Genomic DNA, 26,607 nt, shown 5'->3' on the forward strand with positions numbered 1-26,607 from the left:
CCTGGATTTTAATTGTGCTGTTGTTTGCAGTGGGGATGGCTGGAACGGTATATCCCATACTGCCTGGTGCTGTAGCGATTTTCTTCGCGTTTCTGGTCTACGGCTGGTTCTTCAGTTTTGATCCGTTTGGTGTGTGGTTCTGGATCATTCAGATTCTGATTGTTGTTGTGTTGTTTGTGGCTGATTATGTCGTCAGTGCATGGGGCGTGAAGAAGTTCGGTGGCTCCAAGTTATCAACAACGCTGAGTACCATTGGTGTTATCATTGGCCCATTTGTCATTCCGGCATTTGGACTGGTGCTGGGACCATTTATCGGTGCATTTATCGGGGAACTGATCGGAGGGTCTTCACCTTCCAAAGCGTCGAAAGTTGGATTTGGTTCCGTTGTGGGGCTATTTACGAGTACTGTGATGAAAATTATTTTGCAAATCGTCATGATTGTTTTCTTTATTATCTGGGTGGTAAGATTCGCCTAAACGTTCAGGATTAGCTTCAACGGGATGCACGTCCGGTGTGGAGGAAAGAAGGGGAATTCGTTTGTCTAAGAAAGAAACATTCATTAGGGGTACGCTCATACTGGCGGCCGCTGCACTGATCGCAAGAGTACTCGGATTGGTTCAACGGGTGCCGCTGGAGCATATCCTCGGCGATATCGGTAACGCATCGTTTACCATCTCCAATACGGTATATTTAATGCTGTTAACTGTAGCAACGGCGGGCATACCGAGTACACTTAGTAAGATGGTATCGGAACGCTATGCGCTCGGACGCGCGAGTGAAGCCCAACAGATCTACCGTGCAGCCCTGATCTTTGCCGCTGTGGCCGGGGTAGTCATGTCTGCTTTGTTGTGGTTCGCGGCACCTTATTATGCTACGTATGTGTCCAAAGTACCGGAGTCGGTCAGCGCCATTCGCGCCTTGGCTCCAGCGTTACTACTTTTCCCGGCTATTGCGATGATGCGTGGATATTTCCAAGGACGCGGCAACATGACAGCGGGTGGTATTTCACAGATTGTTGAACAGTTCGCCCGTGTAGGTACAGCCATTATCGTGGCTTATGTCATGCTGCAATGGAATTATGATGACCAGACGATTGCTGCAGGTGCTTCATTTGGTGGGGTATTAGGAAGTGTGGGTGCCTTCGGTGTCATGCTGTACTTCACCTTGAAGCTACGTCGTAGCGACCGTGCGGCCCAATTGAATTACGAGCGTGCAGAGCAGTTGCCGATGCGAGGTATCTACAGTGATATCTTTAAGCTGTCTATTCCAATTGTGCTGTCTTCACTTGCGGTTCCAGCCATTAACTTCATCGATTCATCCCTTGTGGTACCACTGCTAAGTGGCCAGATCGGACTCGAAGAAGCGACTGGTGTACTTGCGATCCTGGGTGCGAAAGCCCAAAGTATTGCGGGTATTCCTCCGATTCTGGCTATCGCTTTGAGTCAATCATTGGTGCCTGTCATATCGGCAGCATTTGCCCGCAAGGATGAAGCGCATCTGAAAAGTCAGGTTACACTTGCCTTGCGCATTTCGATTCTGACTGGTATGCCGATTGTCATTGCACTTTGTGCGGCAGCGTATTCGGTCAACGGATTGCTGTTTACCAATCTGGATGGAACGCCGATCATTGCCTTGTTAACATTCGGTACCATTTTCCAGATTACGATGATGACCACCAACTCTATTTTACTAGGGGTAGGGAAACCGCGGATTACGATGATCAGTGTCGCAGCAGGTGTTGTGATCAAACTGATCGCAAGTCTGATTCTGGCGCCGATCTTCGGCATTTACGGCATCATTATTGCAACGGCCCTCTGCTTCTTGGTCATCACGTACCTGAATCTGCGGGTCCTTCGTAAAATCGTTGATTTCTCCATCATGGGAGATCGTTGGAAAGGATTTATCATTACAGTGTTGCTTGCAGCAGGTGTAGGATTTGCAACGAACTGGATTGGCAATACGATCTTTGGACTGTTCCTGCCAGCGCGTGTATCCTTCTTGCTTACCTGCCTTGTGGTTGGTTTGCTTGTTGTGGTGGTGTATCTGGTTCTCATGGTTGTGCTGCGTGTACTGCGCAAGGACGAGCTGGGCGGTTACCCCCGTATTCTGCAAAAAATTCTTCGTCCACTTATGCGTCTTCAACGTGGAGCTGGGCAAAGAGGTTAAACATGCAAGGAGCATCATCCATGCTCCAATATTTTGTGAAAATACGATACAAGCTCTGTCTGCTATTGAAGCGGACAGGGCTTTTTGTATAGTTAAGGAGAGTTGAGCGACTGAACTCGACATTAGCCCAGCAAGCGAGGATTAGCGGTACATCGGGTATCACATCATCCGTCTTTGCCTGCTCTATATGATTTTTAGCATTAGTGTGTGATGGCCTTGGCATCATGAGCCAGTGCTGTTTTCAGCATGCCATACCGGTGTTCGTGACTCATCTCAAACAGCCATGGCCGACGCGGTGCCGTCAGATAACCGAGACAATCCCGAGTCTGAAGCCAGTCCTGTCTGGTGATCGGTTCATAAGGCGTGTCCCCCCATACGGAGAGCAGTTCCGGACTATATAATCGTTGCCCTTCTGGAAGCCATTCTTCATCCATTAGCTCCTGAGCATAAAGTGTATGTTCCCCTGCCTCGTCTTCACGATTGGTAAACAGCCCAGGCCAATATTCAGCGCGCGAGCCACTATGGGGAACCAAGCGTGCGAACTCCAACACTTGTGTGTGTACTTGCTCCACGCCAAACAACAGGGCATATAGCCCTTTACCAAACATGATTCGCTCATCTAGTTTGCCAAAATGTTCAATGACGCGTCCTGCGAGTCCTGCTCCCTGTCCAAGAGGAAAGACGATATGATTCAGACCGGCCAGATTATGCAGATGGAATGCGGGTTTGGAAAGTACTTCTTTTTGAAAATAAGGATGTTGCACCACCCGGCTCTCGATATAGTTCTGCTCATTAATAATTAATGCCACACTTAGCAGTGAACTGCATCGTTCCAGCCAAAAGCGTTCCCAAAACGGCGTCATAAACGCCGATACGTGAAAGTGCGACAAGAGATGGAAACAGCTACGTCCGATCCGGCGACTGTTCATATACAGCAGAAGCTGTGGATATGCATCCTGGAAAATGAGTGCATTGCACCGCTCCAGCAGCCGATACATATGCTCGCGATCGCTTTGATTCTGTAGATTATGCATTAAGTCACTCTGAAGATCTGTCATGTGATATCCGCCGTTGCGAGAGACCATATGGGCCAGTAGTGCCCAATGCAGTTCGGGATATTGCTCATAACATTCCAGATAGGCTGCCGTGCGGGTGATATTACTCCGATTGTGCTCCTGAGTCAGTGTCTTAATCTCTTCCAGAATGATGCAATCTTCTTCACAGACGAGTGCGTTTTGAACCTGGTCCGTGCGTGTAAAAGATTTGTTGCTGGTAGGTAACAAGCGCTCCACCTCAGACTGTAAGGCAGCTGCCGTATCGGTATCCCACTCGATGTCACGCAATGGGTGACGAAGCTGTGCTGAAGCTTGCCATGCAGCCTGTTTGCCACGCCAGATTTCACGGGCAGCACCCGGAATGGAACGGACCATCTGCAGAAGGGACCCGTGATGTTGTTCGCTGGAAGAATCGGTTCTGGTGGAAGTCATGATGTGACATCCTTTCATGATGTTCTGGGTTTATTTTCACAGACCATGTGGTTATTCTAAGTATGCGCTGATTATTTGACTTCCACTCGCCAATTTGCTTCACTTAGGGTAAGACAAGGTACAGAAAGGGAGATGAACTGAATGGAACAGATTACTTCCAAACCGGCTTTTGATGTAGCCATCCAATCCCCACGTTTGACGATTGCCGTATTCAAGGCAGACTGGTGTGGTGACTGCAAATACATCGATCCGTTTATGCCTGAGGTTGAAGAGAAATATGCACGTGAACTGACCTTGGTTGAGGTCGACGTGGATCAGGTTGGAACCGTTAGTGAAGAGCAGAATATTCTTGGCATTCCAAGCTTTGTGGCGTATACAGATGGCCGCGAACTCGTACGGTATGTGAACAAGCTGCGCAAGTCGAGAGAAGAGATTGAGCAGTTCCTGGATCGCGCAGTTGAGGTGTACAACACGATTCATAAATGATAATAAAAGTATGACAGGTTCATGTTGTAAAAGGGTATAATAAAAAGAACGCCATTTCTCTTGAAATAGGGAAATGGCGTTTGTGTGTTCGACACGTTCTATGTAAGAAACGTTTCTGTACATATCCCAAATGACCTGTGGGTCATTATTTCACCAGACGTTAACATTTTGTCACAAAGCGCGACGTCAATGAACATTTTATCCGGTATAATGAATTTAGTTGTGAAATAAGTGTCAAAGTACCGAAACAAGCGGAGAATATTCTTCGCCATCTTAAACCAACAGCGGGTGAGAAAAAATTGAAACACTTAACTTTGTTTAAATGGTTAACCGTATTAACCTGTCTTGTCATGTTTCTGGCCACTTTTGGTGGAGGCATCGTAACCAAAACGGAATCAGGCCTTGGCTGTGGAACAGAATGGCCTTTATGTAACGGAAAACTCGTTCCCGCACATACTGTGGCTTCACTCATTGAATATTCCCATCGCGCTGTAAGTGCACTGGCTGGACTGTTGTCCATTGCCTCGTTTGTTGCTTTTCTGCGGTTTGGCAAGTCACGCCGTGACCTGCAATTGTTTTCTTTCTTAACTCTGGTATTTGTTATCGTCCAGGGAATCATGGGGGCTTTTGCCGTTGTCTTCTCCCAATCTTCAGCAGTCATGGCACTGCATTTTGGTTTTGCACTGATTGCTTTTGCGAGTTCTCTAATGATGGCGCTGGGCATAAGGCAGGAGGCCAAAGATGGCGGATTGGAGCGCCTGAATAAATACCCTCGGGTTAGCAAAAAATTCAGGAATCTGGTCTGGTTCTCCACCATTTACACATATCTCGTGGTATACACAGGTGCATTTGTGAGTCACACGGATTCTGCCGGTGGATGTTCTGGATTTCCGCTTTGTAACGGTCAGATTATTCCTGAGCTTTCGGGTGGGGTAGCGGTTGCTTTTGCTCACCGTGCAGCAGCTGCGTCGCTCGTGATTGTTATCGCAATCCTGGGTCATTTCGCTTACCGTAATCATCCGGACAACAAGGAAATGCGTACTCTGGGTGTGGTATCCGTTGTTCTTATTCTGATGCAAGTAGTCATTGGTATTTTCATGATGGTGACAATGAACCGTCCGGAAGTATACATGTTCGTAGCTCTTGCTCATATGCTGGATATCGCCATATTGTTCGGAGTCTTAACGTATATGAGTTTCCTGGTGTACAAGCTACATCGCCCGGCTAATCGTTTTTAAATATGAAAGTCCACCATCCAGTGATGTACATCATTGGACAGGTGGACTTTGTTTGATGTCAGAGGGATCAGGGCAACCTATGGCAAGCAGCAATTACACGGAATGGATGATGTGTTACGTTTACGGTGATGAATTCTTGTTGATTTGGAAAAGAGGAGGTTAGATATGCTGCGAACGTTGTTGGGGGAAAAGCCACGTATAAACGAAGGTAAATTGAAGGCAGCGATGGACGCAATGGCGCATACGCTTGAGCTATTTCAACGACAAATGCATGTGGACCATGATCCCACGCATGACTATCGGAAACTGTATGTGTGGACTCAGGGACTCATCTCCTCACTGGATGAACTGGAGCAAAGCTGTTTCGCTGCTGCTCATTTTCGTAAAAAGGTCGTTGCAGGATCAACGGATGATATGACGCCGACTGAAAAAGCCGAGTATGCTCGGTATGTGTATTTCTACAAAGATGGCTTTATCCGCTGCTTTGCCATTCTGGATAAAGTCGGCACGGTATTAAATGAAATATTCCAGTTGAATACTTCAAATACCAAAGCGCATTTTTCTTATTTTACTGTGTTAAGGCAGTTCGACTATGCGAGGGAACATCATGATCTTGCGTTGCTATTAATACAGATCAAGGACTCTTATCGTGAACCGATGAGCAAGCTGCGCAAACGACGTAATATGGAAATTCACTACATGAACTCAGAAATGCACGATGACCTGTGGCAGTTACATCAGACCTTGCAAGGTAAAGTGAAATTGGAGGATCTGAATCAGCATGTGCAGGAAATGCGTCAGGGCGTCGATATGGTCTGTGAAACGTTAACAGCCTCTTATAGTTATATCAATAAAATATGGAAAAGAAATAATTCCCTTTGACAAATCGGAATACTTGGAATATACTGAGTTTCAATCGAATGTTACACGGATATAATTGATATTTCAAAAGTTACGTTCACATTATAAAGCATAAACTACATGAACTTATAAAATCCTACAACAACATATTTCTTATCGAGAGCGGCGGAGGGACAGGCCCGATGAAGCCCGGCAACCGATTTGTAACGACATGATACATGTATCATTCGTTATAGATGTTAGGTGCTAATTCCTACAAAATGGTGCAAGACACGATTTTGGCAGATGAGAAGGTATATTCTTTCACGTGAAGAGCCCTCTTTGTATCTGCAAAGGGCTCTTTTTTTGTACTTTAAGGGGAGTTTTCCTTTAGATCGGGTAAAGATACATGTAGGTGGTTGGAAAGGGGCAAGTGCGATTGATTGAATTAAAAGGTTTAACGAAAACGTACGGCAAAGGAACAAAATCTACAACAGCGTTATCCGAGCTGAATTTGAGCATCCAAAAGGGTGAAATCTACGGTGTGATTGGCCATTCCGGAGCTGGAAAAAGCACATTGATTCGCTGCATTAATTTGCTGGAACGGCCTACGGAGGGTGAGGTATGGGTCGACGGAATCAACCTGACTGAACTGAGCAAAACCGAATTGCAGCAACAGAGACGTAAGATCGGGATGATTTTTCAACACTTTAATCTGTTATCTTCGGCAACGGTATATGACAATGTAGCTTTTCCACTAAAGCTTGTGAATACACCCAAGGAAGCCATTGATCGCAAAGTGAAGGAAATGCTTGCACTGGTTGGTCTGGAGCACCACAGCAGCAAATATCCGGCTCAATTATCGGGCGGCCAGAAACAACGTGTAGGGATTGCGAGAGCACTTGCAAGTGATCCAAATGTACTTCTCTGTGATGAGGCTACTTCGGCACTTGATCCGCAGACGACAAATTCAATCCTGAAGTTATTACTCGACATTAATGAAAAGTACAACCTAACGATTGTGCTGATCACACATGAGATGCATGTCATTCAGAACATCTGTGACAAGGTGGCTGTCATTCATCAAGGTGGCATTGTGGAACAAGGACCTGTAACAGACGTGTTCCTGAAGCCGCAGCATGCGATTACGCGGGACTTCATGATGCGTGACCATGAAGCTGGACTTGCTCTGGAAGAGACCGCTCTGGCAAATGCAGGCGTTGAATTGCAGGCAGGTGCTGCTTCCAAACTTGTGAAGATATCCTTTCTGGGTAACAAAACATATGAAGCGATTTTGTCCAGAACGGTACGCAAGACAGGCGTGGATTTTGCCATCCTGCAGGGAACAATCTCTACGATTAAACAGGTTCCTTATGGGCAGCTGACCGTTCGGTTCGAGGGTGATTCAAATGCGATTGATCGGACGATATCAGAATTAACCGCTGAGGGACTTGATGTGGAGGTGCTTCGTTAGATGGATTTTTCAACAGTTCGCTGGGAAGAGGTTGGTAAAGCTTCCATAGAGACACTGCAAATTTTGGGTGTATCAGGCTTGTTTACCGTTATCTTAGGTTTACCGCTCGGAGTACTGCTGTTCATGACAGCCCGATCTGCTTCGATGAAGTCACGGGCAGTGTACACTATACTATCCCTGATTGTGAATATTTTGCGCTCAGTCCCATTTATCATATTGATTGTTGCTCTTATTCCATTCACTCGTATACTCGTCGGTACAGCTACGGGGGTGCTCGGCGTTATACCTCCTTTGGTGATTTCAGCAGCTCCTTATTTTGCTCGTTTGGTGGAGACGACGTTGCGAGAAGTTGATCGTGGTGTCATTGAAGCGGCACAGTCGATGGGTGCATCGACCGGACAGATTGTAAGACGGGTGTTACTGCCTGAGGCACTGCCTGGACTGCTTGCTGGTATAACGATCACCATTGTTACGCTCGTCTCCTATACGGCGATGGCGGGCATGGTTGGCGGTGGAGGTCTGGGAACACTGGCAATCAACTATGGATACTTCCGTTATCAAAATGAAATTATGATCATATCCGTAGTGTCGATGATCATTCTAGTGCAAATTCTCCAGATGGCTGGAGATCGCTTGGTTACATTTTTCACCAGGAAATAACACATAGATAACATGATGGTTATGCAATAATGCGGACACCACATGACAAAAATGATTAGAGAAGGGGTTTTACACATGAAAAAATGGTCTTTTGCTCTACTTAGTCTTATGTTGATTGCGGTTCTCGCAGCTTGTGGAAACAACAAGGACGCCGATAGCGGCGCAGACAATTCAGCAGGTGCACCACGCACGGTTGAATTGAAAGTTGGAGCTTCACCTACACCACATGCAGAGATTCTGGAAAGCATCAAGCCTGAACTGGAAGCACAAGGTATTCGTCTGCAAGTCGTTACGTTCAATGACTATGTACAACCCAATCAGCAGCTTGCTGATAAAAAATTGGATGCGAACTTTTTCCAGCACCAGCCTTATCTGGACACAGAGAACAAAGAACGTGGATTCAACCTCGTTTCTGTAACACCTGTTCATGTTGAACCTTTTGGTGGATACTCCAAAAAGATTAAGTCTTTGGATGAATTGGCAGACGGCGCAAAAGTAGCAATTCCAAATGACCCATCCAATGGTGGACGTGCACTGTTGTTGCTCGCGAAGGAAGGTATTATTACGCTGAAAGACAACACAAATATCACATCTACGATTCAAGACATCACAGCCAATCCGAAGAACCTGGATATCATTGAGCTGGATGCAGCCATGATGCCTCGTCAATTGGATGAAGCGGATCTGGTATTCATCAACGCTAACTATGCGCTCGAAGCGAACTTGAATCCGGCGAATGATGCTTTGCTGATCGAAGATTTGCAAGGTAACCCATACGCAAACATCCTCGTTTCCCGTGAGGACAACAAGGATGCAGATGCGATTCAGAAGCTGGCTGCTGCTTTGCACTCCGAAGAAGTGAAAACATTCATCAAAGAACGTTATAAAGGTGCAGTTGAACCTGCAACTGAATAATTCACGATATGTATGACATGATGTGAAGCTATTAAGAATAAGCCGTATATCTCTTCAGAAGAGATATACGGCTTATTTTATGTTTCCTAATCTGTGCTGACGTGGGGATCAAAAAAGGATGGGTTAGGGCTTATCTTGTTTCTCCGCGTTGGATGGATGCCTAGATTGGCGGTAGTAGGATAATTCATTCTGATCAGCATACTGCTGCTCATCTGCTTCTTGCAGGTACGTTCTCTCGGAGGGAGAGAGTGTTTCTTCTTCTCCGTGTGAGCTTTTGATCTTGTATCTGATCCAACCGATTAACCCAAGGACGACAACGAGGATCAAAGCCCATCCTTTTTTGAGCAAAAGAAGAGCACTGAATTTCTGGGAAGCTGTGTACCCGATCCCGCCCATCAGAAGACTGTTGAGCCCTATAGTGGATGTTTTGTCAGTCGAAGCATTGTACTCCTCATAGGTGTATCCTGCATTGATGCTAAGCTTATGAAGTACGGTTTCCTCGAATGCCTGACGGCTCTGTTGAAAGTTGGCCGTATCTGTAACCAGAATGGCTGTGATGTATCCTTCGCGTGTCAGGAGTTTTACATTGTAATTGACCATGGCTTGCTGATCAGCATTCTTGAAACCAAGGGAGTAAACCAACTGGTGTTTGGTACTGTCATATGCCGGTTCGATTTCCCACCCCGTTATGTACGTTCTATATTCAGGATCAAGTTCTCTGTTATCTTCTTCTGTGCCTCGGATATAACTGCTTAACAGTTCTTCGGCATTCAAATTTTGATCGTCATCATGGATATGACCTGTCTTCACGTACTCGAAAACTACATACCACGAGCCGAATTCGCTATTGCTGGTTAGGCTTCCGATTTCGTTCCCATTAGGCTTTCCATCACTGTTAAGTATCGAGCGTTGGGTATTGGGCTTATCCAGATAGGAATGGCTTTCAGGGACTTCCAGGGTGGCCTTACCGTCCAGAGAGACAGATGCTGGTCCAGTAATCCAATCGTACTCATCAGGTGCTTGCTCATTCTCACTTGCCGCTGATACCTGTAAGGCACTAGAGATTGTGAATAAACTCAACATTAAAAGTGTAAGAAATGATATCCATCTTTTGTTCTTCATATTCATGTAGAGGTCCTTTCGGGTTATATCCTCGACAGTACCATAGGTGTTTGATTTCGATCAAGATATATCTGGAATTAAAGGTGGATAATCCCTTGTGGATAAGCGAGTTGTAGGAGGACGATAAATCTTTTATACTGGATAGTGACTGCTCTTTGAAGAGGGGGATGAACGTGAAGGGAAAGATTGCCCTCATAACGGGAAGTGCCAAAGGTCTTGGTAAAATGACGGCCCTCAGTCTGGCAGATCAAGGGTGCCATATTGCCCTGAACTATGTACACAGCAGAACAGAAGCTGAGGCTTTAAAGGCTCAGATTATAGCCAAGGGTGTGCGGTGCATTGCCATCCAGGCTGATATATCCAAGGTGGAAGATATCTCTTCATTGGTTGAGCAGGTGGAAGGTAACCTTGGCAGCATTGATATTTTGGTGAATAACGCAGGTCCATTTGTCCGTGAACGACGATTATTTGCGGATTATTCTGAAGCTGAGGTCCAGATGCTCGTGCAGGGAAATCTGTTGGGACCGATGTTACTGGATCAGCGTGTATTGCCAGAGATGAGACGCAAGCAATGGGGACGCATTATCCATTTTGGCTTCAGTCATGCTGGAGAAGCGAGATCTTGGCCTCATCGCGCCGTATATGCGGCTGCCAAGGTGGGTCTGGTATCTTTTACAAAGACACTCGCGGTTGAAGAAGCCCCGTATGGAATTACGGTTAACATGGTATGTCCAGGTGACATTCGTGGTGCGAACAAAGAGAAAACGATTGATGAAATGGCAGGCATCATCGACGAGGAAACACCAAGAGGGCGTCCAGGCAGCGGTGAAGATATTGCACGAGTGATTACGTATCTGTGCCTTGATCATTCCGATTTTATAACAGGCAACATTATGGATGTATCTGGAGGACTTGATCCGATTCGTCCGACCATACAGCGCGAGGATACTTAAAAGGTGAATTGAAGGATTGTACGTGGAAACGGGTCAAGGTGACTGTGAACATGGACTCTCTGCATATGCACACAAAAAAAGAGCCCTCCGCTTCATGCGAAGCGAAAGGCTCTTGAGGTTTATTTCGTGAAGGATTGATTAGAATACTTGTACGACTTCTTGTACACCCTCAACTTCTTCGAGAAGGGCACGTTCAATCCCGGCTTTTAAGGTAATGGTGGAGCTTGGGCAACTGCCGCAGGCACCGACCAGTTTCAGCTTAATAATGCCGTCTTCCACGTCGACCAGTTCCACGTCACCGCCATCGCGTTGCAGAAACGGACGAAGTTTGTCAAGCACATCAATTACTTCATCATACATGGTGCTTTGTGCGTTTTCGCTCATTTTTTTCAACTCCTTTCCCCTATATTATATTACAAATGGCCACAAATTAAAATGGTCAAACAAAGCAGGTGAACCTATATGAGACCGATTATTGAATTTTGTGCCAATAATATGCATTTTGGCACAGATGAAGTCATGGATCAACTGGAAGAAAATCCAGACTATGACGTGATTGAATACGGCTGCCTCACCAACTGCGGCCAATGTTCTATGACTCCATTTGCACTGGTGAATGGCGAAGTTGTCATTACGGACAAAGTGGAAGATCTATATAACGCCATTCTGGCCAAAATTGGCGAAGCCGATGCCTGGGACGAGCTCGATCTCGACTAACCGAGATGGCGCTTGGACATCCAGAGCACACCACTTTTCAAAATACGAGGTACACGTCCCATCATGGACGTTTTGCCCATCAGCCCAAACCCAGACTTCTTGCCGAGTGCACCCAGTGTGCCACGAAGCTTGAGTGGATGTGGATTGGGCTTTTCGCCTTTCCAGAGGGCATGCTGAATATGGGCGATCTGCTCACCCTGTACTTCCGCAGCTTGACCGCTAGGTGCATAAGGTACACTGGCACAGTCACCAACGACATACACATCGGTATATTCCGGGATTTGGTAGTATTCATTCAAGACGACACGTCCCTGAGGATCTTTGGTTACGTCCAGATCCTGTACCACTTTTACTGGCTGAATGCCTGCAGTCCATACGACAGCATCTGTTAGAATCTGTTCATCCCGGTTATAGATGGCATTAGGTTCAACGCGTGAAATGGCGATATGCCCGCGTGTCTCTACCTGATGTTCGTTGAACCATTCATGCACATACACGGATAGACGTTGCGGGAAAGCAGATAATACACGTTCACCACGATCCAAAATGCTGATGTTCAGATCCGGTCTGCTCTCACGAAGTTCGGCTGCTATCTCGACACCACTTAATCCGCCACCTACGATATGCACATTGCCATAGGCTTTGACTTCATTGAGGCGCAGGTAGGTCTCGCGTGTTTTGCTAAAGCTCTGAATGGTACAGCTGTAGTCTTCGGCGCCTGGCGTGTTGTGGAAACGGTCTGTACAACCAAGTCCAATGACAAGTTTGTCGTACACGAGCGGGTCTTGGCCTTCAAATTCAATCTGACGCTGTTCCAGGTCAATCGAAGTAACTTCTCCATAACGGTAAGTGACTTTATCGCTCACTGGAAATTGGATACGCAGGTCATAATCAGATACGGTTCCTGCTGCGAGTGCGTAATATTCTGTCTTTAATCCCTGAAAGGGGCTGCGGTCCACCAAAATAATTTGTGTATCGGATGGAATTTTACCCTCCAGAAGTTCCTTGATGATGGTGAGGCCGCCATAGCCGCCTCCAAGAATGACGAAATTTTTCATGACTCGGCTTCCTTTCTGCATCAGTCCCACTGAAATGGGGCTGTAAACTGTGGAGCAGCTATGCAATAACATAGCTGCTCCTTTTGTTATGATTTAAATAATTGAAAAGTAGATATTGAAAATTGAAGATATTAATCAGCAGTTTGCACCACTCGAATTCAAACGTCTCCCTATAATGAAAGCTGCGTTCTGGAGTGGTGCTGGTGCAATATTGGTTGTGAATGGAGTTATATCCTATTCGTACACTTGAATTTCATTGTAGAACGTATCACGTTCTACTGGAATACGTCCTGCACCTTTAATGAGCCATATGAGCTCTTTACGTGTAAGGCCTTCAGGTGTGAGTGCACCTGCCGCATGACTAATCCGTTCGCGAACGATCGTACCGTGTGCATCCGAAGCACCGAATCCAAGGGCAACTTGAGCTAGCTGTGGACCGATGTTAATGAAGTATGCTTTGATATGATCGATGTTATCCAGCATCAGACGGCTGATCGCAATTGTTTTGAGATCCTCATAAGCCGAGTTACGACGCATAATGCTTGCGTTTTTACTTTTTGGTTGCATGGAAAGTGGGATAAAGACCATGAATCCGTTGGTCTCGTCTTGCAATTCACGGATCTGCACCATGTGGTTGACGCGGTCCTCATAGGATTCAATCGATCCATACAGCATCGTTGTATGGGTACGCATGCCCAGGTTATGAGCAGTACGGTGCACCTCAAGATAACGATCTACGTTCGCTTTGTCTACACGCATTTTTTTGCGATATTCATCCGACAGAATCTCAGCGCCGCCACCAGTCAATGTTTTCAAACCTGCTTTTTGCAGCTCCTGCAGAACTTCCTTGATACTGAGTCCGCTGATGCGAGTGAAGAAATCAATCTCGGCTGCTGTGTAAGCTTTCAGTGTAACATCCGGATATTTCTCGTTTAAAGCACGCAGGGAATCGACATAATATTGAAAAGGAACATGGTTGTTATGTCCGCCTACGATATGGAACTCACGTACGCCCGGATGAATATGCTGTTCTACATAATCGATCATTTCCTGACCGGATAATGTATAGGAGCCTTCTTCACTCTGGTCTTTACGGAAATTACAAAAAGCGCAGTGAGCTTCACATACGTTTGTAAAATAAAGACTCATGTTTTCGATGAAATATACTTTCTTACCATTTTTCCGCAAGTTGGCCTCATTGGCCAGCTGGCCCAAAGTTAGCAGATCATCTGTTTCATACAGATATACGCCGTCTTCTACGTTCAGCCTTACGCCGTTCTGCACTTTCTCAACGATTTCAGCCATTCTTTTGTCTGTGAACGGTGTTACCAATGTAGACATACTGTTTCCTCCTGTTCTTAACCGGATTTGAGTTGTGTGTAGGATCTGTATACAGAACTACATAGAAAAGATGCGGTCAACTGCCGCCTTCTTATATGGACTAACTCTTATTTACCCGGTGCAGCGTGTGCTGCGTACGTAAAGCTAATTTTTTCATTAAAGTGAGTCTTGTGACTCTATATGCATTGGGGACTGCGGACAGTCTCGAAATGTGAAAAAAATTACAACTCTATATATGATCGTCACCTGAATAAGTCATGGCAAAATATCGACATTTCAGTGCGACCACCTATTCATTATAAACCTCGTGTCGCGGGGGTTCAATACACTGGGAAGAAAAAGGAGTTCAGGGGGAACGCGGAAAGAGGCAAACATGACTTGAGACCCTTGACGGGGTGGAGTATAATTTAAAGAAGAGTTAATGAAAAGGAGAGTGACCTGGCATGATTAACATCAGCGAAACGGCTGCTGACAGATTGAAAGAGATGCTTGCACAGCAAGAGACACCTGGTATGTTCCTGCGTCTTGGCGTAGCACCGGGCGGTTGCACCGGATTTTCGTACGCCATGGGCTTTGACGATAAAGAGTCCGATGAGGACCTGTATATGGATATTCAGAGTATGAAGGTTGTAGTTGAGAAGGAAAACCTGAAGTATCTGGATGGTCTCGAAATTGATTTTGAAGAGTCCGGTATGACGGGTGGGTTCACCATCCATAATCCGAACGCGGTAGCCACTTGTGGATGTGGATCTTCTTTCCGTACGAAGGAAGATGCGGGTGTGCCTGATAAGGATTGTTAAGAAACTGAGTTGTACAGCGGTTTCCCAATCTTGTTTTAAATAAGCAGTATGTAGTCCCTTTAATAGATAGCCTCTGAATTGTATCCGTTTTGCACGGGCATGATATCAGGGGCTTTTTTGCGTGTACTGATTGTGCATGGTTGACAAACTTAGTTGTAACAACTATAGTTACAATATAAAGTTCAAACATAAACAATATCGATAATTTAAAGGAGAGATCATGATGAACATTGCAATCATTGGTGCAACAGGCAAAGCAGGAAGTGTAATTTTGAAAGAAGCAGCAGACAGAGGGCATAAAGTAACGGCAATCGTTCGTAATGCATCCAAATTGGAAGATAAAAGCCTGAATACGCTGGAGAAAGATGTATTTGCTCTTACAGCTGAAGATCTTAAAGCATTCGATGTGGTTGTAAATGCATTTGGTGCTCCAGCTGGTAAAGAAAACCTGCATGTGGAAGTAGGACAAGCGTTGATCAACATCCTCAAGGATGCACCAAACACTCGTCTGATCGTGGTGGGTGGAGCAGGAAGCCTGTTCACAGATGAGTCCAAAACATTGCGTGTCTTTGAATCCCCGGGATTCCCGGATGCTTACAAAGCAACTGCAACGAACCAAGGCCAAAACTTGCAGGATCTGCAAGCATCTTCAGGTATTCAATGGACATTCCTGAGCCCGGCTGGATTCTTTAATCCAGAAGGTGTACGCACCGGCAAATATCAAGCAGGCAACGACGTTATTCTCGTGAATAGCGAAGGCAACAGCTACATCAGCTATGCAGACTATGCGATTGCTTTGGTTGATGAGATTGAGAACCCACAACACAAAAACGAGCGCTTTACCGTTGTTGGCGAAGTGAAGTAACACTTTTAAATGATAATATGGAACATACAAACGGACGCTGATCTCCACAGATCGGTGTCCGTTTTTTTATGTTATCGAAGAGGGAAGTTCTGCAATAACGTTAGATAGGTTAGATGAGTATCGTTCAACTTCCAACTACTCCTTTGAATCTATGTTATATTATTCTAAAGTTGGGAGGAAAGTCTGATTGTGTGAAAGCCATCTTCTCTTCATTGGAATTGCTGCGAGTTCAAAAGTACAAGGGAGTGAACAGTTGTGAAGATGTATTCTAATGGAGTTATACTATTGATCTTTTTGGTTTTTATGATGAATGAATCGAGTGGTTCAGGGTTATCCCAATATCCAAACTTTAAAAATGCGCTGAATCAAATTCACATCACTTCTCTTTATCCGAAAAATAAGAATGGACAGACATATGGTTCTAACATATATGCGTCTTCTCCAGAAACAGAACCTGATTTAATCTTGGCTATGGGTGTGGATGGTACAGAAGGATATCTGCTGAAAAAAGACATGGATGGCGAGCAACCAAAAACACCTGAAGAAGCTATTGCGATACAGAACAGCAGATCACCAGACGGATGGGATATTCCACTGTATGACAAGGATGGTGAAACCGTAATTGGTGTGTTTCATGTTGGAGGAAAGTGAAACGTTACTGAAATGAACACCATTCGGCAGTTGATCAAAAGGGTCGGCTGCTTTTTGATTTTAAGATTTATTTAGTTTGCTAAAGGATATGACGCGGTAATATGAAATACTTCATCACAAAATTTACAACATATATATTTCGACGGGTACGAAACTTAATTGCGCACAAATAGTTGCGATACGAAAACCTAACGAAACTATACTTTTGTTGAGAGGAGGGATGAGATGGATTGGCTTATGAGGATGAATCGGGCATTGGATTATATTGAAATGAACTTGGTCGGCGAGATCGAGTTGAAGGAAATTGCTCAATGTGCTTATTGTTCTTCATATCAGTTTCAGAGAATGTTCTCGTTCATTACCAATGTTTCACTTGCGGAATATATACGAAGAAGACGGCTGACTCTCGCTGCAATTGAATTGCAGAATAGTGATAGGAGAGTTGTTGATATTGCCATAAAGTATGGGTATGAATCACCGGTATCATTCGCAAGAGCTTTTCAATCATTGCATGGTGTTAATCCAGCGATGGCTCGTGAAGAAGGGACTGCCCTCAAAGCCTATCCTCGGCTTTCCTTCCTTATTTCAATTAAAGGGGAAGAGCCTATGAACTATCGTATCGAAACAAAAGAAAGCTTTGAAATATTTGGAATAGAGAAAGTGTTCCAATTAAATGGGGTAGAGACACCAGCAGAATTATGGAAGCAAAGCCACGAAAATGGCGAGGTTGAAAGACTTGCTACAAATGCCGGTGATCTACCAAACTCTTTGAATTCGAATTATCATAAAGTGCATGCTGTGTGTAGCTACAAAAAAACTGGGGAAGATACTTTCCCATACATGTTGGGTGTATTTAAAGGTGAAACAAGTAAACCCGATGGTTACACAAGTATAACGATACCAGCACATACGTGGGCGATCTTTTCCTCTGATCCCTTTACATGGGATAAATTCGATGCAACCATTGAAACCTTATATAGACGATTCTTTTCTGAATGGCTTCCTACTACAGGATATGAACAGGTCGACGGAATGGAATTTGAAATTACTGGAGTTAAAGATGGACTGAATTTTGTTGAGTTATGGTTTGCTGTAAGAAAAATATCTTAGTTTTATTTCTTTTAGATTAGTCTTGAATAATAACTTAATAAAGACAAATGGAGCAAACAATTGTGTCCGATTGGTTGCTTCTTTGTTCATTCACCTAATGGCCAGGAAAATGCAACATTTTTCCTGTTAAACAGGTCAATAAAGATGTACCAATTAACATTATGAGAAGAAGGTGGAAAAACTGAAGCTTCGTATAATCACGTTAATTTTTTTTATATCTACCGTGTTCTTTATCTCAAATGCACAAGATGTTAACGCTTTGTCATGTGTTGAATCGGGAAGCCCCCAAGAAGAGTTAGAAATATATGATGGAGCTGTATATGGTGAAGTAAAGCAAGTAAAGGTAGACTTGAAGCAAGAGGGATTTATGGGGACCAAAGAGAAAATTAGATATATTTTAGTGGAAGTTGAGAGGAGTTGGAATACTGAAGTTGACTCTCAACTAATTATTGCAACTAACTTCACATGGGGATTTGATTTCAAGGAAGGTAACAAATACTTAATATACTTTAGCGAAGTGGATGGCGAATTAAGTAGTAGTCCGTGCAGTTTGACCATCGAAATGAATCATTTGAACCAAGCAACTGAACTATTCGGGGAAGGATATCCACCAAAAAAACAAGTGAACGTAGAACACAAAATGTGGTTTATGTTTGAGCAAGATATTGATTTGTTTATCGTAGGTGTAGTCGTATTTGCGGCGATCTTTATCTTCTTCATGAGAGTAAGAAAGAAAAAGCGCAAAGCATAATTTGGTTGCGCTAAGCGGGGAATATTGCTCAAAGAAAAACTCATTTGAACTAGGCATGGATTCCTGTATGACCTATTACCCCCTTTACTTAAATGAGGATCGAGGCGTATAATCCGTTGAGATATCAGAGCAGTAAGAGGGGATACAGTTATGAATAGTGGATTAATCAACGCGATCATTGCGTATATCATGTGGGGAGTTCTCCCGCTGTATTGGAAGTTGTTTGAAAATGTACCGGCAGGCGAGATTTTATCGCACCGGGTTGTCTGGTCATTTGTCTTTATGGGGATTTTCGTTGCCGTCCAACGTCGATGGAGTGACATGAAGCGCATTCTGACCAGTCGTTCGACCCTGCTGTCCCTCACCGCGAGTGGGCTGCTAATTGCTATTAACTGGCTTATCTTCATTTGGGCGGTTAATAACGGTCATGTCGTTGAGACAAGTCTGGGCTATTATTTGAACCCGTTGCTGAACGTGTTACTGGCAGTTGTCTTCCTTCATGAAAAGCCAAACCGTGGACAATGGCTCGCGATTGCCATCGCTGGTGTCGCGGTGCTTATCATCGCTATTGACTACGGACGTTTCCCATGGGTTGCGATCTCATTGGCCGTGTCATTTGGCTTGTACGGTCTGGCGAAGAAGAAGATTAAGCAAGACGCTTCTGTGGGTTTATTTTCGGAGACAGCTGTAGTTCTGCCCGTCGCACTGGGCTACTGGATCTACTTAGCCATAGTAGGAAAAGCAACGGCATGGACGTTGCCTGCACCGATGTTCTTCGAACTGCTGCTTTCCGGTGTGGTGACGGCGTTGCCGCTGCTGTTCTTTGCACGGGCGGCTGCTCGAATGTCGTTGTCCACACTCGGCTTTGTACAGTATATTGGGCCGACAATCATGCTGATCCTGAGTGTGTTTGTGTTCAAGGAAACGGTCTCGCCAGTTCTGCTTGTTGGTTTCGCACTCATCTGGACAGCGCTTATCGTATACGCTGCCGCATCGATACGTGCTACGAGACTCGCTAAGGTAAGTTGAACAGAGGTATCTTAATCGTTATAAATGCCCTTTCTGCCAATGAGGTGGAGAGGGCAATTTTTTGTTTGTGGGGGAGCGATAGGTCGATAAAAACTAAAAAGGAAGGCTGATCAACGTTATGGTAAAATACAGGAGTAGTAATCAAAAATAGTAACCAAAAAGAGTAATAGAAAAACGAGGAGGCGACAGATATATGATGGTTAATAACCGTTACCGCAAACGTGATCCATTCTTTGTAAAGAATGCTGTAGTTCAGATACTATTTCAGTTTGCAGTTTCAGCAATAATCGGTAGTATATATGGGTTCATGATGGTCAACGAGACGATAGGTGGATATATTAATAAACTATTACCGAGCACGGATGGTCCGGATCTTCATTTATATCTGCCTGTTGTGATAACGGTGTTCATCTACTCGTGTTTAATTCAGAAGAGACAACGGATTTTACTTGAAAAAATCTCATTTAGTTGTCTCCATATTTTTGTTGCCCTGCTAGGCTGTATGTCTTCAGTTGTTGTGTTATTGGTGATCTAATCCAAATCCCTACGTATCTACACCTTCAGCACCATCAACTGCATCAATGACACCGACAGCGAGTGTTGTTACCGCAGCAGCAGCTAAAAGATTCTTGGCACCGAGCTTGACTCTGTCCTTATCTTCCTCTTTCATGCCCACAACAACATCTTTACCGCTGTTATATACATACTTGGCTGATATCGCTACACCTTTTGCAGTATTGGTTACAGCACCTCCAATATCGGCAAGCCCCGCGTCTATGGCGGTATCATCTTTTCGAATTGCACCACTGGCAAGATCATATGTCCCGCTAGCCAGTTGTCCAACGGTTTTGCCTGTATTAATCGTAGCTTTTTCTACGCCGTTCCCGATTTCTTTGATAAAGGGGCTTCCCGCGATTTCACCAACAACCCTCACGCTGCCGCCCAACACCTTCCCGGTAACTTCCCCAGCTAACTGACCGAACCCTTTTAAAAAACTCATCCATATTCCCCCGCTCTTAAAATAAGCTAACCGATGTTCTGCATGATTTTATTTTATTATATTCATATGTAAGCGAAAAAACCATTCTGCATTTAGCCTAGCTCATAAGAACGATCCGCACTGGAACAGAAACTGGCAGCGCCCCCAACGCACCAAATATGAACCCTCAGCCGTACAACTCGCTCCAACGTAAAAAAAGGCGCTAATCCCCCCGGGAACAGCGCCTCAAGCTCTTGTTTTACCTTACTACTTACCATTTGCCTACACACGGTTTTAGAAGTGCCTCATAGAGCAGCAACGTAGTGGAGGGGGCGGAATCGATTCTGAAGAAGCGAAGCGTTCGCCTTTATCCCCGGATTTCCCCCCAATAAGGGGAATTCATAAAAATCTGGGGATAACAGCGATCATAAGAACGATCCGCCACCGGAACGCCACCACGCTGCCCCCCAAAGCCCGCACTTCTACCCAACGTACCTAGTCAATAAATCCTTCCATGACAACAGTTGGCATCATATTCGACTGCCAAGCACCCTTACCATATCCACTGTTGTATCCTGGTGTAGCCTGAGGCTCCCAGTAGAATACACCTTTACCTTTGCCATTTGGCAGATTGCGGATTTGGTTTTTCATCGCGGCAACAAAACTTTTGCCAGCTGCAGCCTGGTTATTGTCCATGCCAATTTCGGAGATGATGATCTCTTTGCCATAACGGTTGATCATATCCTTGGCGTTGTTTACCGTATTTGTCACAGCGGTGTTCCAGCCGGAAGCTGAAGGATAGAGAGACATGGCAATCATGTCAAAGTTAGCTCCGTTATTAATCAGACCACCAATATTCCATACATAGAGGGCGTTATCATCCCCACCTGCCAGATGCACAATGGTTTTGGTGCCGCTGCTCAGGGATTTCACTGCGTTATGGCCTGTGTTCACCAACCACGCATAGTTTTTCATGTTGGTAGATGCTTTGCCATCTTCCCATAACATGCCGTTGCTTGTTTCATTCCCGATCTGTACCCAGTCCGGGGTAACGCCTTTGCTTTGCATCGCCGTCATAACTTCACGAGTGTGGTTCCATACCGCATCCATGAGCTGTTGGAACGTATAGTTTTTCCAGGCAGCAGGTTTAGTTTGCTGACCAGGGTCTGCCCAGGAATCGCTGTAGTGCAGGGTAAGCATCACACTCATGCCAGCATTCTTGGCACGTTGTGCGAGTGCAGCCGCACGATCCTTATTCATGTAACCGTTCCCATAATCATTCGAAGGATTAACGAATACCCGAATGCGAACGGAATTGATTTGATAGTCTTTTTTCAAAATATCAATGATGTCGCGCTGTACGCCGTTTTTATCTTTCCATTTGTAGCCTTGGGCTTCCATTCCGGGAACCCAACTGATATCGGCTCCTTTGGCGAAACTTGGTGCTGCGCTGGCATGCTGACCTGCGGGCAACATGATGGAGGTGAATAACAAAACAAAAGCCAACATGATGGATGTCTTGAAACCCCTTACATTTTTGAACATTACAAGATGCCTCCTCGGATTTAGGTTGAGTTGCATCCTAATTATAGCCATCCTGGTTTGCTCTACTAAAGGGTCCATTTCCAATATTTTGGGTGTTTTATCAACCTCTCTACAGAAAATGAGAAAACAAAAAGCCGTCCGAAGACGGCTTTTCTACCCGTGGCGCTTTTTGAAACATTGATCCGTATCCCGCGCCTCCACCAGACTCTTTTAATTTGAGCTAGTGGATCGGGTAAGGGACACGTTCAACATGACATTAGAAATGTTGACGCACCTCCTTTCCTTGTGGCAAGAGTATACAACACCTTGTTTCGGAAAGCTAGTCTTTTTTACGTATTTACGAAAAATTATTTTTCAGTCTGGAACATCGTGATATCTCGTGCATAATGGCTCTTGGTTCCGTCATTGTTTCGGATGCGCACACTGTCTTCACTGATCCGCTCCACAATGCCACAACCGACCTCGCAATAGACGCCAGCCGGGTCTTCCTGCCATGCGCTTACCATACATTGGGATAGTGCAGCCGTGAAAAACTCTATATTTTTTTGTAACGTTCTAGGTTTGTTGGATTTCATTATATACTCCTTTAATCAACTATATTTGGAATGAGAACAAGCAACCGGACCAAATCACACTGTACTTCACTTTACTCTGTCTATTGACCTTTGTAAAGGGATGGAAAAAGTTGCGGCCATGAGGTATCATTTACATAAATTTTACGTAGCGTTTACACTGCGCTGACGCTTGATGTTGATTACGAATAGTACAATTATATGAGAACTTCTAACCAAGAATAGATATGCAACACATTCGGAGGCCATACATGCATAGAGACGTCAAAACAGGCAACTACGTTAATCGTGATTTGAGTTGGGTTGAATTTAATCGGCGCGTACTTCAGGAGGCCCAGGATCCAACAACCCCTCTGCTGGAACGCATGAGATTTCTCGGCATTGTCGCTAGTAATTTGGACGAGTTCGTCAGTGTAAGGGTGGCGGAGACAAAAGAGAAGATCAAGGCCGGATTCACGCAAAAAGATTTTACAGGATACACGCCTTCGGGATTGTACCGCAGATTGATCAAACGAACCGGGACCATGGTCGCCGAACAGTATAAAACGTATCGTGAACTCATTCGTCTACTCGCCAAGAAAGGCGTGAACATTCAGGAATATACAGATCTTAATGTGACACAGCAGCGCGCAATGGACCAGTACTTTCATGAAATTATTTTTCCGGTACTCACACCGATGGCGATTGACCAGAGTCGTCCGTTCCCACTGGTACACAACAAGTCTGTCTATCTGTCCGTGATGTTACAGAAGGAAGGGGAGCAAGAGGGCGAGCCATTTATGGCTATTGTTCAGGTGCCTTCCAATCTGCCGCGGGTAGTTCAGGCTCCCATTCGGGCGAATAGCAAAAAGAAAACATTCATACTGATTGAAGATCTTATCAAACATCATATCCATACGCTCTTCAGCGGGTATATCTCGCTTGCTGCACAGGAATTCCGAGTGACCCGTAATGCGGATCTCTTTATTAATGAAGAAGAAGCGGAAGATCTGCTTGAGGCTATTGAAAAAGAATTGCGCCGCAGACGCCGCGGGGCTCCTGTACGACTGGAAGTCTGTAAGGATTTTCGTCCGGATGCTTTATTGGAATTGCAGGATGAATTTGATATTCAGGACCCGGTATATGAAATTGATGGACCACTTGATCTGAGTTTTCTGGCGGGATTCGTGGACAGTCTGGAAAGTTTCTCACATCTGAAATACAGTCCGGTGAAGCCAGTCTACCCACTTGAGTTTCTGCCAAGAGAAAGTCATTTTGAGCTGCTGCGCAAACGCGATGTACTGGTGCATCATCCGTACGAATCGTTTGAACCAGTCACTGATTTTATATTGGAGGCTTCAGAAGATCCAAGGGTTCTGGCCATCAAGATGACCTTATATCGGGTCAATGGCGATTCACGCCTTATTCCGGCACTTGCACTTGCCGCTGAGAGTGGTAAGCAGGTCACGGTGGTGGTGGAACTGAAAGCCCGGTTTGATGAAGAGCGCAACATTGCTTGGGCCCGTAAGCTGGAGAAAGCCGGTTGTCACGTGGTTTATGGACTGGTTGGACTCAAGACCCATGCCAAAATCATTCTTGTTGTACGCAGGGAACAGCAGGGGCTGAGACGTTATGTTCATGTAGGAACCGGTAACTATAATGAGAGTACAGCCAAAGTTTATACGGACGTGGGACTGTTCACCTCTAATCCAATTATTGGGGAAGATGCATCCGAATTGTTCAATGAGATTACCGGATACTCCGGTCCGAAGGCATTGCAGGCGTTCCGTGTAGCTCCGGATGGTATGAAGGATGAGTTGTTTGCACTGATTCGTAGAGAAACAGAGCACGCGCTGAAAGGCAAACCTTCCAGAATCATTGCCAAGATCAACTCCTTATCCCATCAGGAAATGATTGATGAATTGTACGAGGCTTCTCAAGCCGGCGTGCAGATCGATCTGATTGTGCGTGGTGTATGTTGTCTGCGTCCGGGGGTAGAGGGGCTCAGTGAGAATATTCGGGTCATTAGCATTGTGGATCGTTTTCTGGAGCATTCACGGTTGTTTTATTTTGAAAATAGCGGCAACCCCGATGTATTCATCTCCAGTGCAGACTGGATGACACGTAACCTGAATCGAAGAATTGAACTGATGTGTCCCGTATTTGATCCCGAGCTGAAAAAGATGCTAGTGGATATCCTTAATCTGTCCCTTATGGATAATGTCAAAGCGAGACAACTTATGCCTGGTGGCAATTATGTATTTGTAGAAAATGAAAAGCCCCCGCTGAGAAGTCAGACGGAGGCCATGGGTATTATCCCTTGGAAGCCTGCTGAATGGAGTGCGTTAACGTAACTCCCCAGGCTTCCTTCAGATCCTTGACGGCCTCTTCCAGGCCATCTAGTTCCAGTAACGGCTCAGCTGTACAGGTGAATTGCACCTGCAGCGAGTCGTTTTCTTTTGTTGCTTTGATCGCAGCGATGCTTTCGGATCGATTGATGGCTTCGGCTACGCGCAGCAGAGAGCCTAAACGATGAGCATGCCGCTCATCCGAGTTTTTCAGAATGTCCCGGTGCTTATTCAGCAGCTGGGGCGTTCTTTTTTTGGGATGATAATCAGCTGCACTGGCACTTAGAATGGTCTCCCGATGAGAAAGTCCATAAATGCTCGAATTCATAATCCAATAGGCCGAGTGCTGTGTATAACGGAAATAGTTAATCTGTTTACCTGCCATGTGCAGCATGGAGGCTGCATACAGGATTCGGGCATCTGCTTGATCAGGAGGGGTACCTTGTAATGCCGTATACAGGGTAACCGTATCCTGATGAATCCGTTGCAGACGTTTCTCTGGAATAGGCGGACCAAAATGGATAAAGTTGCGGATACTGTCTTTCAGCGCGTCCGGAACGACCGGCTGACCTCCAGCCATGTAATCACGCAACAACCCGTCTCGTAGACCCGCGCCACTAACCACATAACGATCTCCCTGTATTATCTGGAAGACAGTTCGTAGGATCAGTACGCCGGGCACAATGATGTCAGCGCGATCTTTGGCGAGCCCAGGTACCTTTTTGCGCTGTGCCGAGGTGAGATGTGGTAAGGAGCGAGCGATATTCTCCATCGCTTCCTCACTGATCTCATAATGATGGCTGACAGGCAAAGAATACTGGGTACGCTTCTGTTCCACTTTAGCGAGTGTACGCATTGTGCCGCCAAGTCCGATGAGTGGCAGACCAGGATGCTCACGAATCCAATCCTGTCCGCGGAGAGCCTCAGTGACTTCGTTGCATAATGCATTTGCATTCTCCTCAGTCCACTGATCTTCGCCCCCGTAACGGGCATGTGAATTCACTGCACCAATAGGGAGGGAGATGCTATGTAACCTTTTCCGATCCCGAAAGACCGTGATCTCTGTGCTGCCGCCTCCAATATCCACGACGTAACCGTCTGCCAGATCAATGGATTGAGTGACACCAAGGAACCCATAATAGGCCTCCCGATCTCCCGATACACATTCAATGGTAAGCCCCGTCTCTGTCTCCAGCCATTCGATAATCTCCAGGACATTGCTTGCATTACGAATAGCTGCGGTAGCTGCTGCGCGAATCAGTTTGGTCTGGTACGCTTCACAGGTCGCTTTGAATTGACTCAAGATGGTGATGGCTTTATCCAGAGAATGGCGCAGAATGGTTCCATCGGACTCAACAACGCTGCTCAGACGAGCGGCGTATTTGTCTTCATGAATGATGCGATAGGCTTCGTCCTGATCCAGTTCATAGATAACTAGACGAATGGAGTTCGAGCCGATATCAATAATTCCTAAGGTTTCATTAGTACGTGTCATAAGCATCTCCTTCTACAGAGGTTCAA

The 26,607-nt window shown here is 45.4% G+C and carries 27 protein-coding genes and 1 riboswitch; of the genes, 18 read left to right on the top strand and 9 right to left on the bottom strand.

From position 1 onward, the window contains the following. Positions 1-35: 35 nt before the first annotated feature. Both MHB71_RS30485 and MHB71_RS30490 read left to right on the top strand, forming a co-directional pair. Positions 36-476, top strand: a complete 441-nt coding sequence (locus MHB71_RS30485; RefSeq protein ID WP_051446930.1) for a DUF456 domain-containing protein — start codon at positions 36-38, stop codon at positions 474-476. A gap of 61 nt (positions 477-537) precedes the next feature. Then, entirely contained in the window at positions 538-2,166 is a 1,629-nt protein-coding gene (locus MHB71_RS30490) for a polysaccharide biosynthesis protein (RefSeq protein ID WP_339284223.1), read from the top strand. Positions 2,167-2,366: 200 nt separating this feature from the next. On the opposite strand, the gene MHB71_RS30495 is transcribed toward MHB71_RS30490, so the two are convergent. Further along, the gene (locus MHB71_RS30495; RefSeq protein WP_340028398.1) at positions 2,367-3,653 is read right to left on the bottom strand and encodes a DUF2515 family protein; all 1,287 of its coding nucleotides are present in this window, start codon (positions 3,651-3,653) and stop codon (positions 2,367-2,369) included. A gap of 141 nt (positions 3,654-3,794) precedes the next feature. Here MHB71_RS30495 and MHB71_RS30500 point away from each other — a divergent pair, with 141 nt between their 5' ends. The 6 genes from MHB71_RS30500 (at position 3,795) to MHB71_RS30525 (ending at position 9,266) form a co-directional block, all read left to right on the top strand. Beyond that, positions 3,795-4,139, top strand: a complete 345-nt coding sequence (locus tag MHB71_RS30500) for a thioredoxin family protein (RefSeq protein WP_145325080.1) — start codon at positions 3,795-3,797, stop codon at positions 4,137-4,139. 299 nt (positions 4,140-4,438) lie between these two features. Beyond that, entirely contained in the window at positions 4,439-5,377 is a 939-nt protein-coding gene (locus tag MHB71_RS30505) for a heme A synthase (protein WP_036605745.1), read from the top strand. A 165-nt stretch (positions 5,378-5,542) separates the two neighbouring features. After that, complete coding sequence (locus tag MHB71_RS30510) at positions 5,543-6,259, top strand: Cthe_2314 family HEPN domain-containing protein (protein WP_340028399.1); 717 nt, start codon at positions 5,543-5,545, stop codon at positions 6,257-6,259. Between the two features lie 129 nt (positions 6,260-6,388). After that, positions 6,389-6,530, top strand: a riboswitch (SAM riboswitch). Between the two features lie 126 nt (positions 6,531-6,656). Beyond that, complete coding sequence (locus MHB71_RS30515) at positions 6,657-7,691, top strand: methionine ABC transporter ATP-binding protein (protein ID WP_101314217.1); 1,035 nt, start codon at positions 6,657-6,659, stop codon at positions 7,689-7,691. After that, complete coding sequence (locus MHB71_RS30520; protein ID WP_340028400.1) at positions 7,692-8,351, top strand: methionine ABC transporter permease; 660 nt, start codon at positions 7,692-7,694, stop codon at positions 8,349-8,351. A gap of 75 nt (positions 8,352-8,426) precedes the next feature. Next, on the top strand, positions 8,427-9,266 hold the full coding sequence (locus tag MHB71_RS30525; protein ID WP_036605748.1) for a MetQ/NlpA family ABC transporter substrate-binding protein: 840 nt from the start codon (positions 8,427-8,429) through the stop codon (positions 9,264-9,266). A gap of 123 nt (positions 9,267-9,389) precedes the next feature. On the opposite strand, the gene MHB71_RS30530 is transcribed toward MHB71_RS30525, so the two are convergent. Next, complete coding sequence (locus MHB71_RS30530; RefSeq protein ID WP_340028401.1) at positions 9,390-10,388, bottom strand: DUF2167 domain-containing protein; 999 nt, start codon at positions 10,386-10,388, stop codon at positions 9,390-9,392. 173 nt (positions 10,389-10,561) lie between these two features. On the opposite strand from MHB71_RS30530, the gene MHB71_RS30535 reads away from it, so the two are divergent. Then, positions 10,562-11,341 carry an SDR family oxidoreductase gene (locus MHB71_RS30535; RefSeq protein ID WP_076328983.1) on the top strand — a complete coding sequence of 260 codons (780 nt, stop codon included), beginning with the start codon at positions 10,562-10,564 and terminating at the stop codon, positions 11,339-11,341. 138 nt (positions 11,342-11,479) lie between these two features. Here MHB71_RS30535 and MHB71_RS30540 read toward each other — a convergent pair whose 3' ends face one another. Next, positions 11,480-11,725: a NifU family protein gene (locus MHB71_RS30540; protein WP_017692412.1), complete on the bottom strand. Its 246-nt coding sequence runs from the start codon at positions 11,723-11,725 to the stop codon at positions 11,480-11,482. A 78-nt stretch (positions 11,726-11,803) separates the two neighbouring features. On the opposite strand from MHB71_RS30540, the gene MHB71_RS30545 reads away from it, so the two are divergent. Further along, on the top strand, positions 11,804-12,058 hold the full coding sequence (locus MHB71_RS30545; protein WP_076328984.1) for a YuzB family protein: 255 nt from the start codon (positions 11,804-11,806) through the stop codon (positions 12,056-12,058). On the opposite strand, the gene MHB71_RS30550 is transcribed toward MHB71_RS30545, so the two are convergent. Beyond that, positions 12,055-13,116, bottom strand: coding sequence for an NAD(P)/FAD-dependent oxidoreductase (locus MHB71_RS30550; protein WP_036605751.1), 1,062 nt, complete (start codon positions 13,114-13,116; stop codon positions 12,055-12,057). The two genes, MHB71_RS30545 and MHB71_RS30550, sit on opposite strands and share 4 nt — an antisense overlap. A gap of 234 nt (positions 13,117-13,350) precedes the next feature. Continuing rightward, positions 13,351-14,457, bottom strand: coding sequence for an aminofutalosine synthase MqnE (gene mqnE / locus MHB71_RS30555; protein ID WP_340028402.1), 1,107 nt, complete (start codon positions 14,455-14,457; stop codon positions 13,351-13,353). Positions 14,458-14,900: 443 nt separating this feature from the next. Here mqnE and MHB71_RS30560 point away from each other — a divergent pair, with 443 nt between their 5' ends. From MHB71_RS30560 to MHB71_RS30590, 7 genes are all read left to right on the top strand, one after another. After that, a complete protein-coding gene (locus MHB71_RS30560) occupies positions 14,901-15,257 on the top strand; it encodes an iron-sulfur cluster assembly accessory protein (protein WP_036605753.1) in 357 nt (118 codons plus the stop codon). 223 nt (positions 15,258-15,480) lie between these two features. Then, positions 15,481-16,122, top strand: a complete 642-nt coding sequence (locus MHB71_RS30565) for an NAD(P)-dependent oxidoreductase (protein WP_340030249.1) — start codon at positions 15,481-15,483, stop codon at positions 16,120-16,122. Positions 16,123-16,377: 255 nt separating this feature from the next. Then, a complete protein-coding gene (locus MHB71_RS30570) occupies positions 16,378-16,773 on the top strand; it encodes a hypothetical protein (RefSeq protein ID WP_340028403.1) in 396 nt (131 codons plus the stop codon). Positions 16,774-16,998: 225 nt separating this feature from the next. Beyond that, positions 16,999-17,883: an AraC family transcriptional regulator gene (locus MHB71_RS30575; RefSeq protein ID WP_076319812.1), complete on the top strand. Its 885-nt coding sequence runs from the start codon at positions 16,999-17,001 to the stop codon at positions 17,881-17,883. A 172-nt stretch (positions 17,884-18,055) separates the two neighbouring features. Further along, the gene (locus tag MHB71_RS30580) at positions 18,056-18,634 is read left to right on the top strand and encodes a hypothetical protein (protein ID WP_340028404.1); all 579 of its coding nucleotides are present in this window, start codon (positions 18,056-18,058) and stop codon (positions 18,632-18,634) included. 150 nt (positions 18,635-18,784) lie between these two features. Next, positions 18,785-19,663 carry an EamA family transporter RarD gene (gene rarD / locus MHB71_RS30585; RefSeq protein ID WP_017692421.1) on the top strand — a complete coding sequence of 293 codons (879 nt, stop codon included), beginning with the start codon at positions 18,785-18,787 and terminating at the stop codon, positions 19,661-19,663. Between the two features lie 193 nt (positions 19,664-19,856). Beyond that, positions 19,857-20,198 (top strand): hypothetical protein, encoded by a 342-nt coding sequence (locus MHB71_RS30590; RefSeq protein WP_076319810.1) that lies wholly within the window; start codon positions 19,857-19,859, stop codon positions 20,196-20,198. A 9-nt stretch (positions 20,199-20,207) separates the two neighbouring features. Here MHB71_RS30590 and MHB71_RS30595 read toward each other — a convergent pair whose 3' ends face one another. The 3 genes from MHB71_RS30595 to MHB71_RS30605 all read right to left on the bottom strand — a co-directional run bounded on the left by MHB71_RS30595 (position 20,208) and on the right by MHB71_RS30605 (position 22,762). Then, positions 20,208-20,663, bottom strand: coding sequence for a hypothetical protein (locus MHB71_RS30595; protein WP_221823564.1), 456 nt, complete (start codon positions 20,661-20,663; stop codon positions 20,208-20,210). Between the two features lie 474 nt (positions 20,664-21,137). Continuing rightward, on the bottom strand, positions 21,138-22,151 hold the full coding sequence (locus MHB71_RS30600) for a glycosyl hydrolase 53 family protein (RefSeq protein WP_051446931.1): 1,014 nt from the start codon (positions 22,149-22,151) through the stop codon (positions 21,138-21,140). 383 nt (positions 22,152-22,534) lie between these two features. Continuing rightward, positions 22,535-22,762 (bottom strand): hypothetical protein, encoded by a 228-nt coding sequence (locus MHB71_RS30605; protein WP_017692425.1) that lies wholly within the window; start codon positions 22,760-22,762, stop codon positions 22,535-22,537. A 248-nt stretch (positions 22,763-23,010) separates the two neighbouring features. On the opposite strand from MHB71_RS30605, the gene ppk1 reads away from it, so the two are divergent. Then, the gene (ppk1, locus tag MHB71_RS30610; protein WP_036605760.1) at positions 23,011-25,092 is read left to right on the top strand and encodes a polyphosphate kinase 1; all 2,082 of its coding nucleotides are present in this window, start codon (positions 23,011-23,013) and stop codon (positions 25,090-25,092) included. Here ppk1 and MHB71_RS30615 read toward each other — a convergent pair. Then, complete coding sequence (locus tag MHB71_RS30615; RefSeq protein ID WP_076319807.1) at positions 25,052-26,581, bottom strand: Ppx/GppA phosphatase family protein; 1,530 nt, start codon at positions 26,579-26,581, stop codon at positions 25,052-25,054. The genes ppk1 and MHB71_RS30615 overlap by 41 nt on opposite strands. Positions 26,582-26,607: the final 26 nt, after the last annotated feature.

Origin of the sequence: Paenibacillus sp. FSL H7-0940 (genome assembly GCF_037979415.1) — a bacterium.
GTDB classification, from domain to species: domain Bacteria; phylum Bacillota; class Bacilli; order Paenibacillales; family Paenibacillaceae; genus Paenibacillus; species Paenibacillus amylolyticus.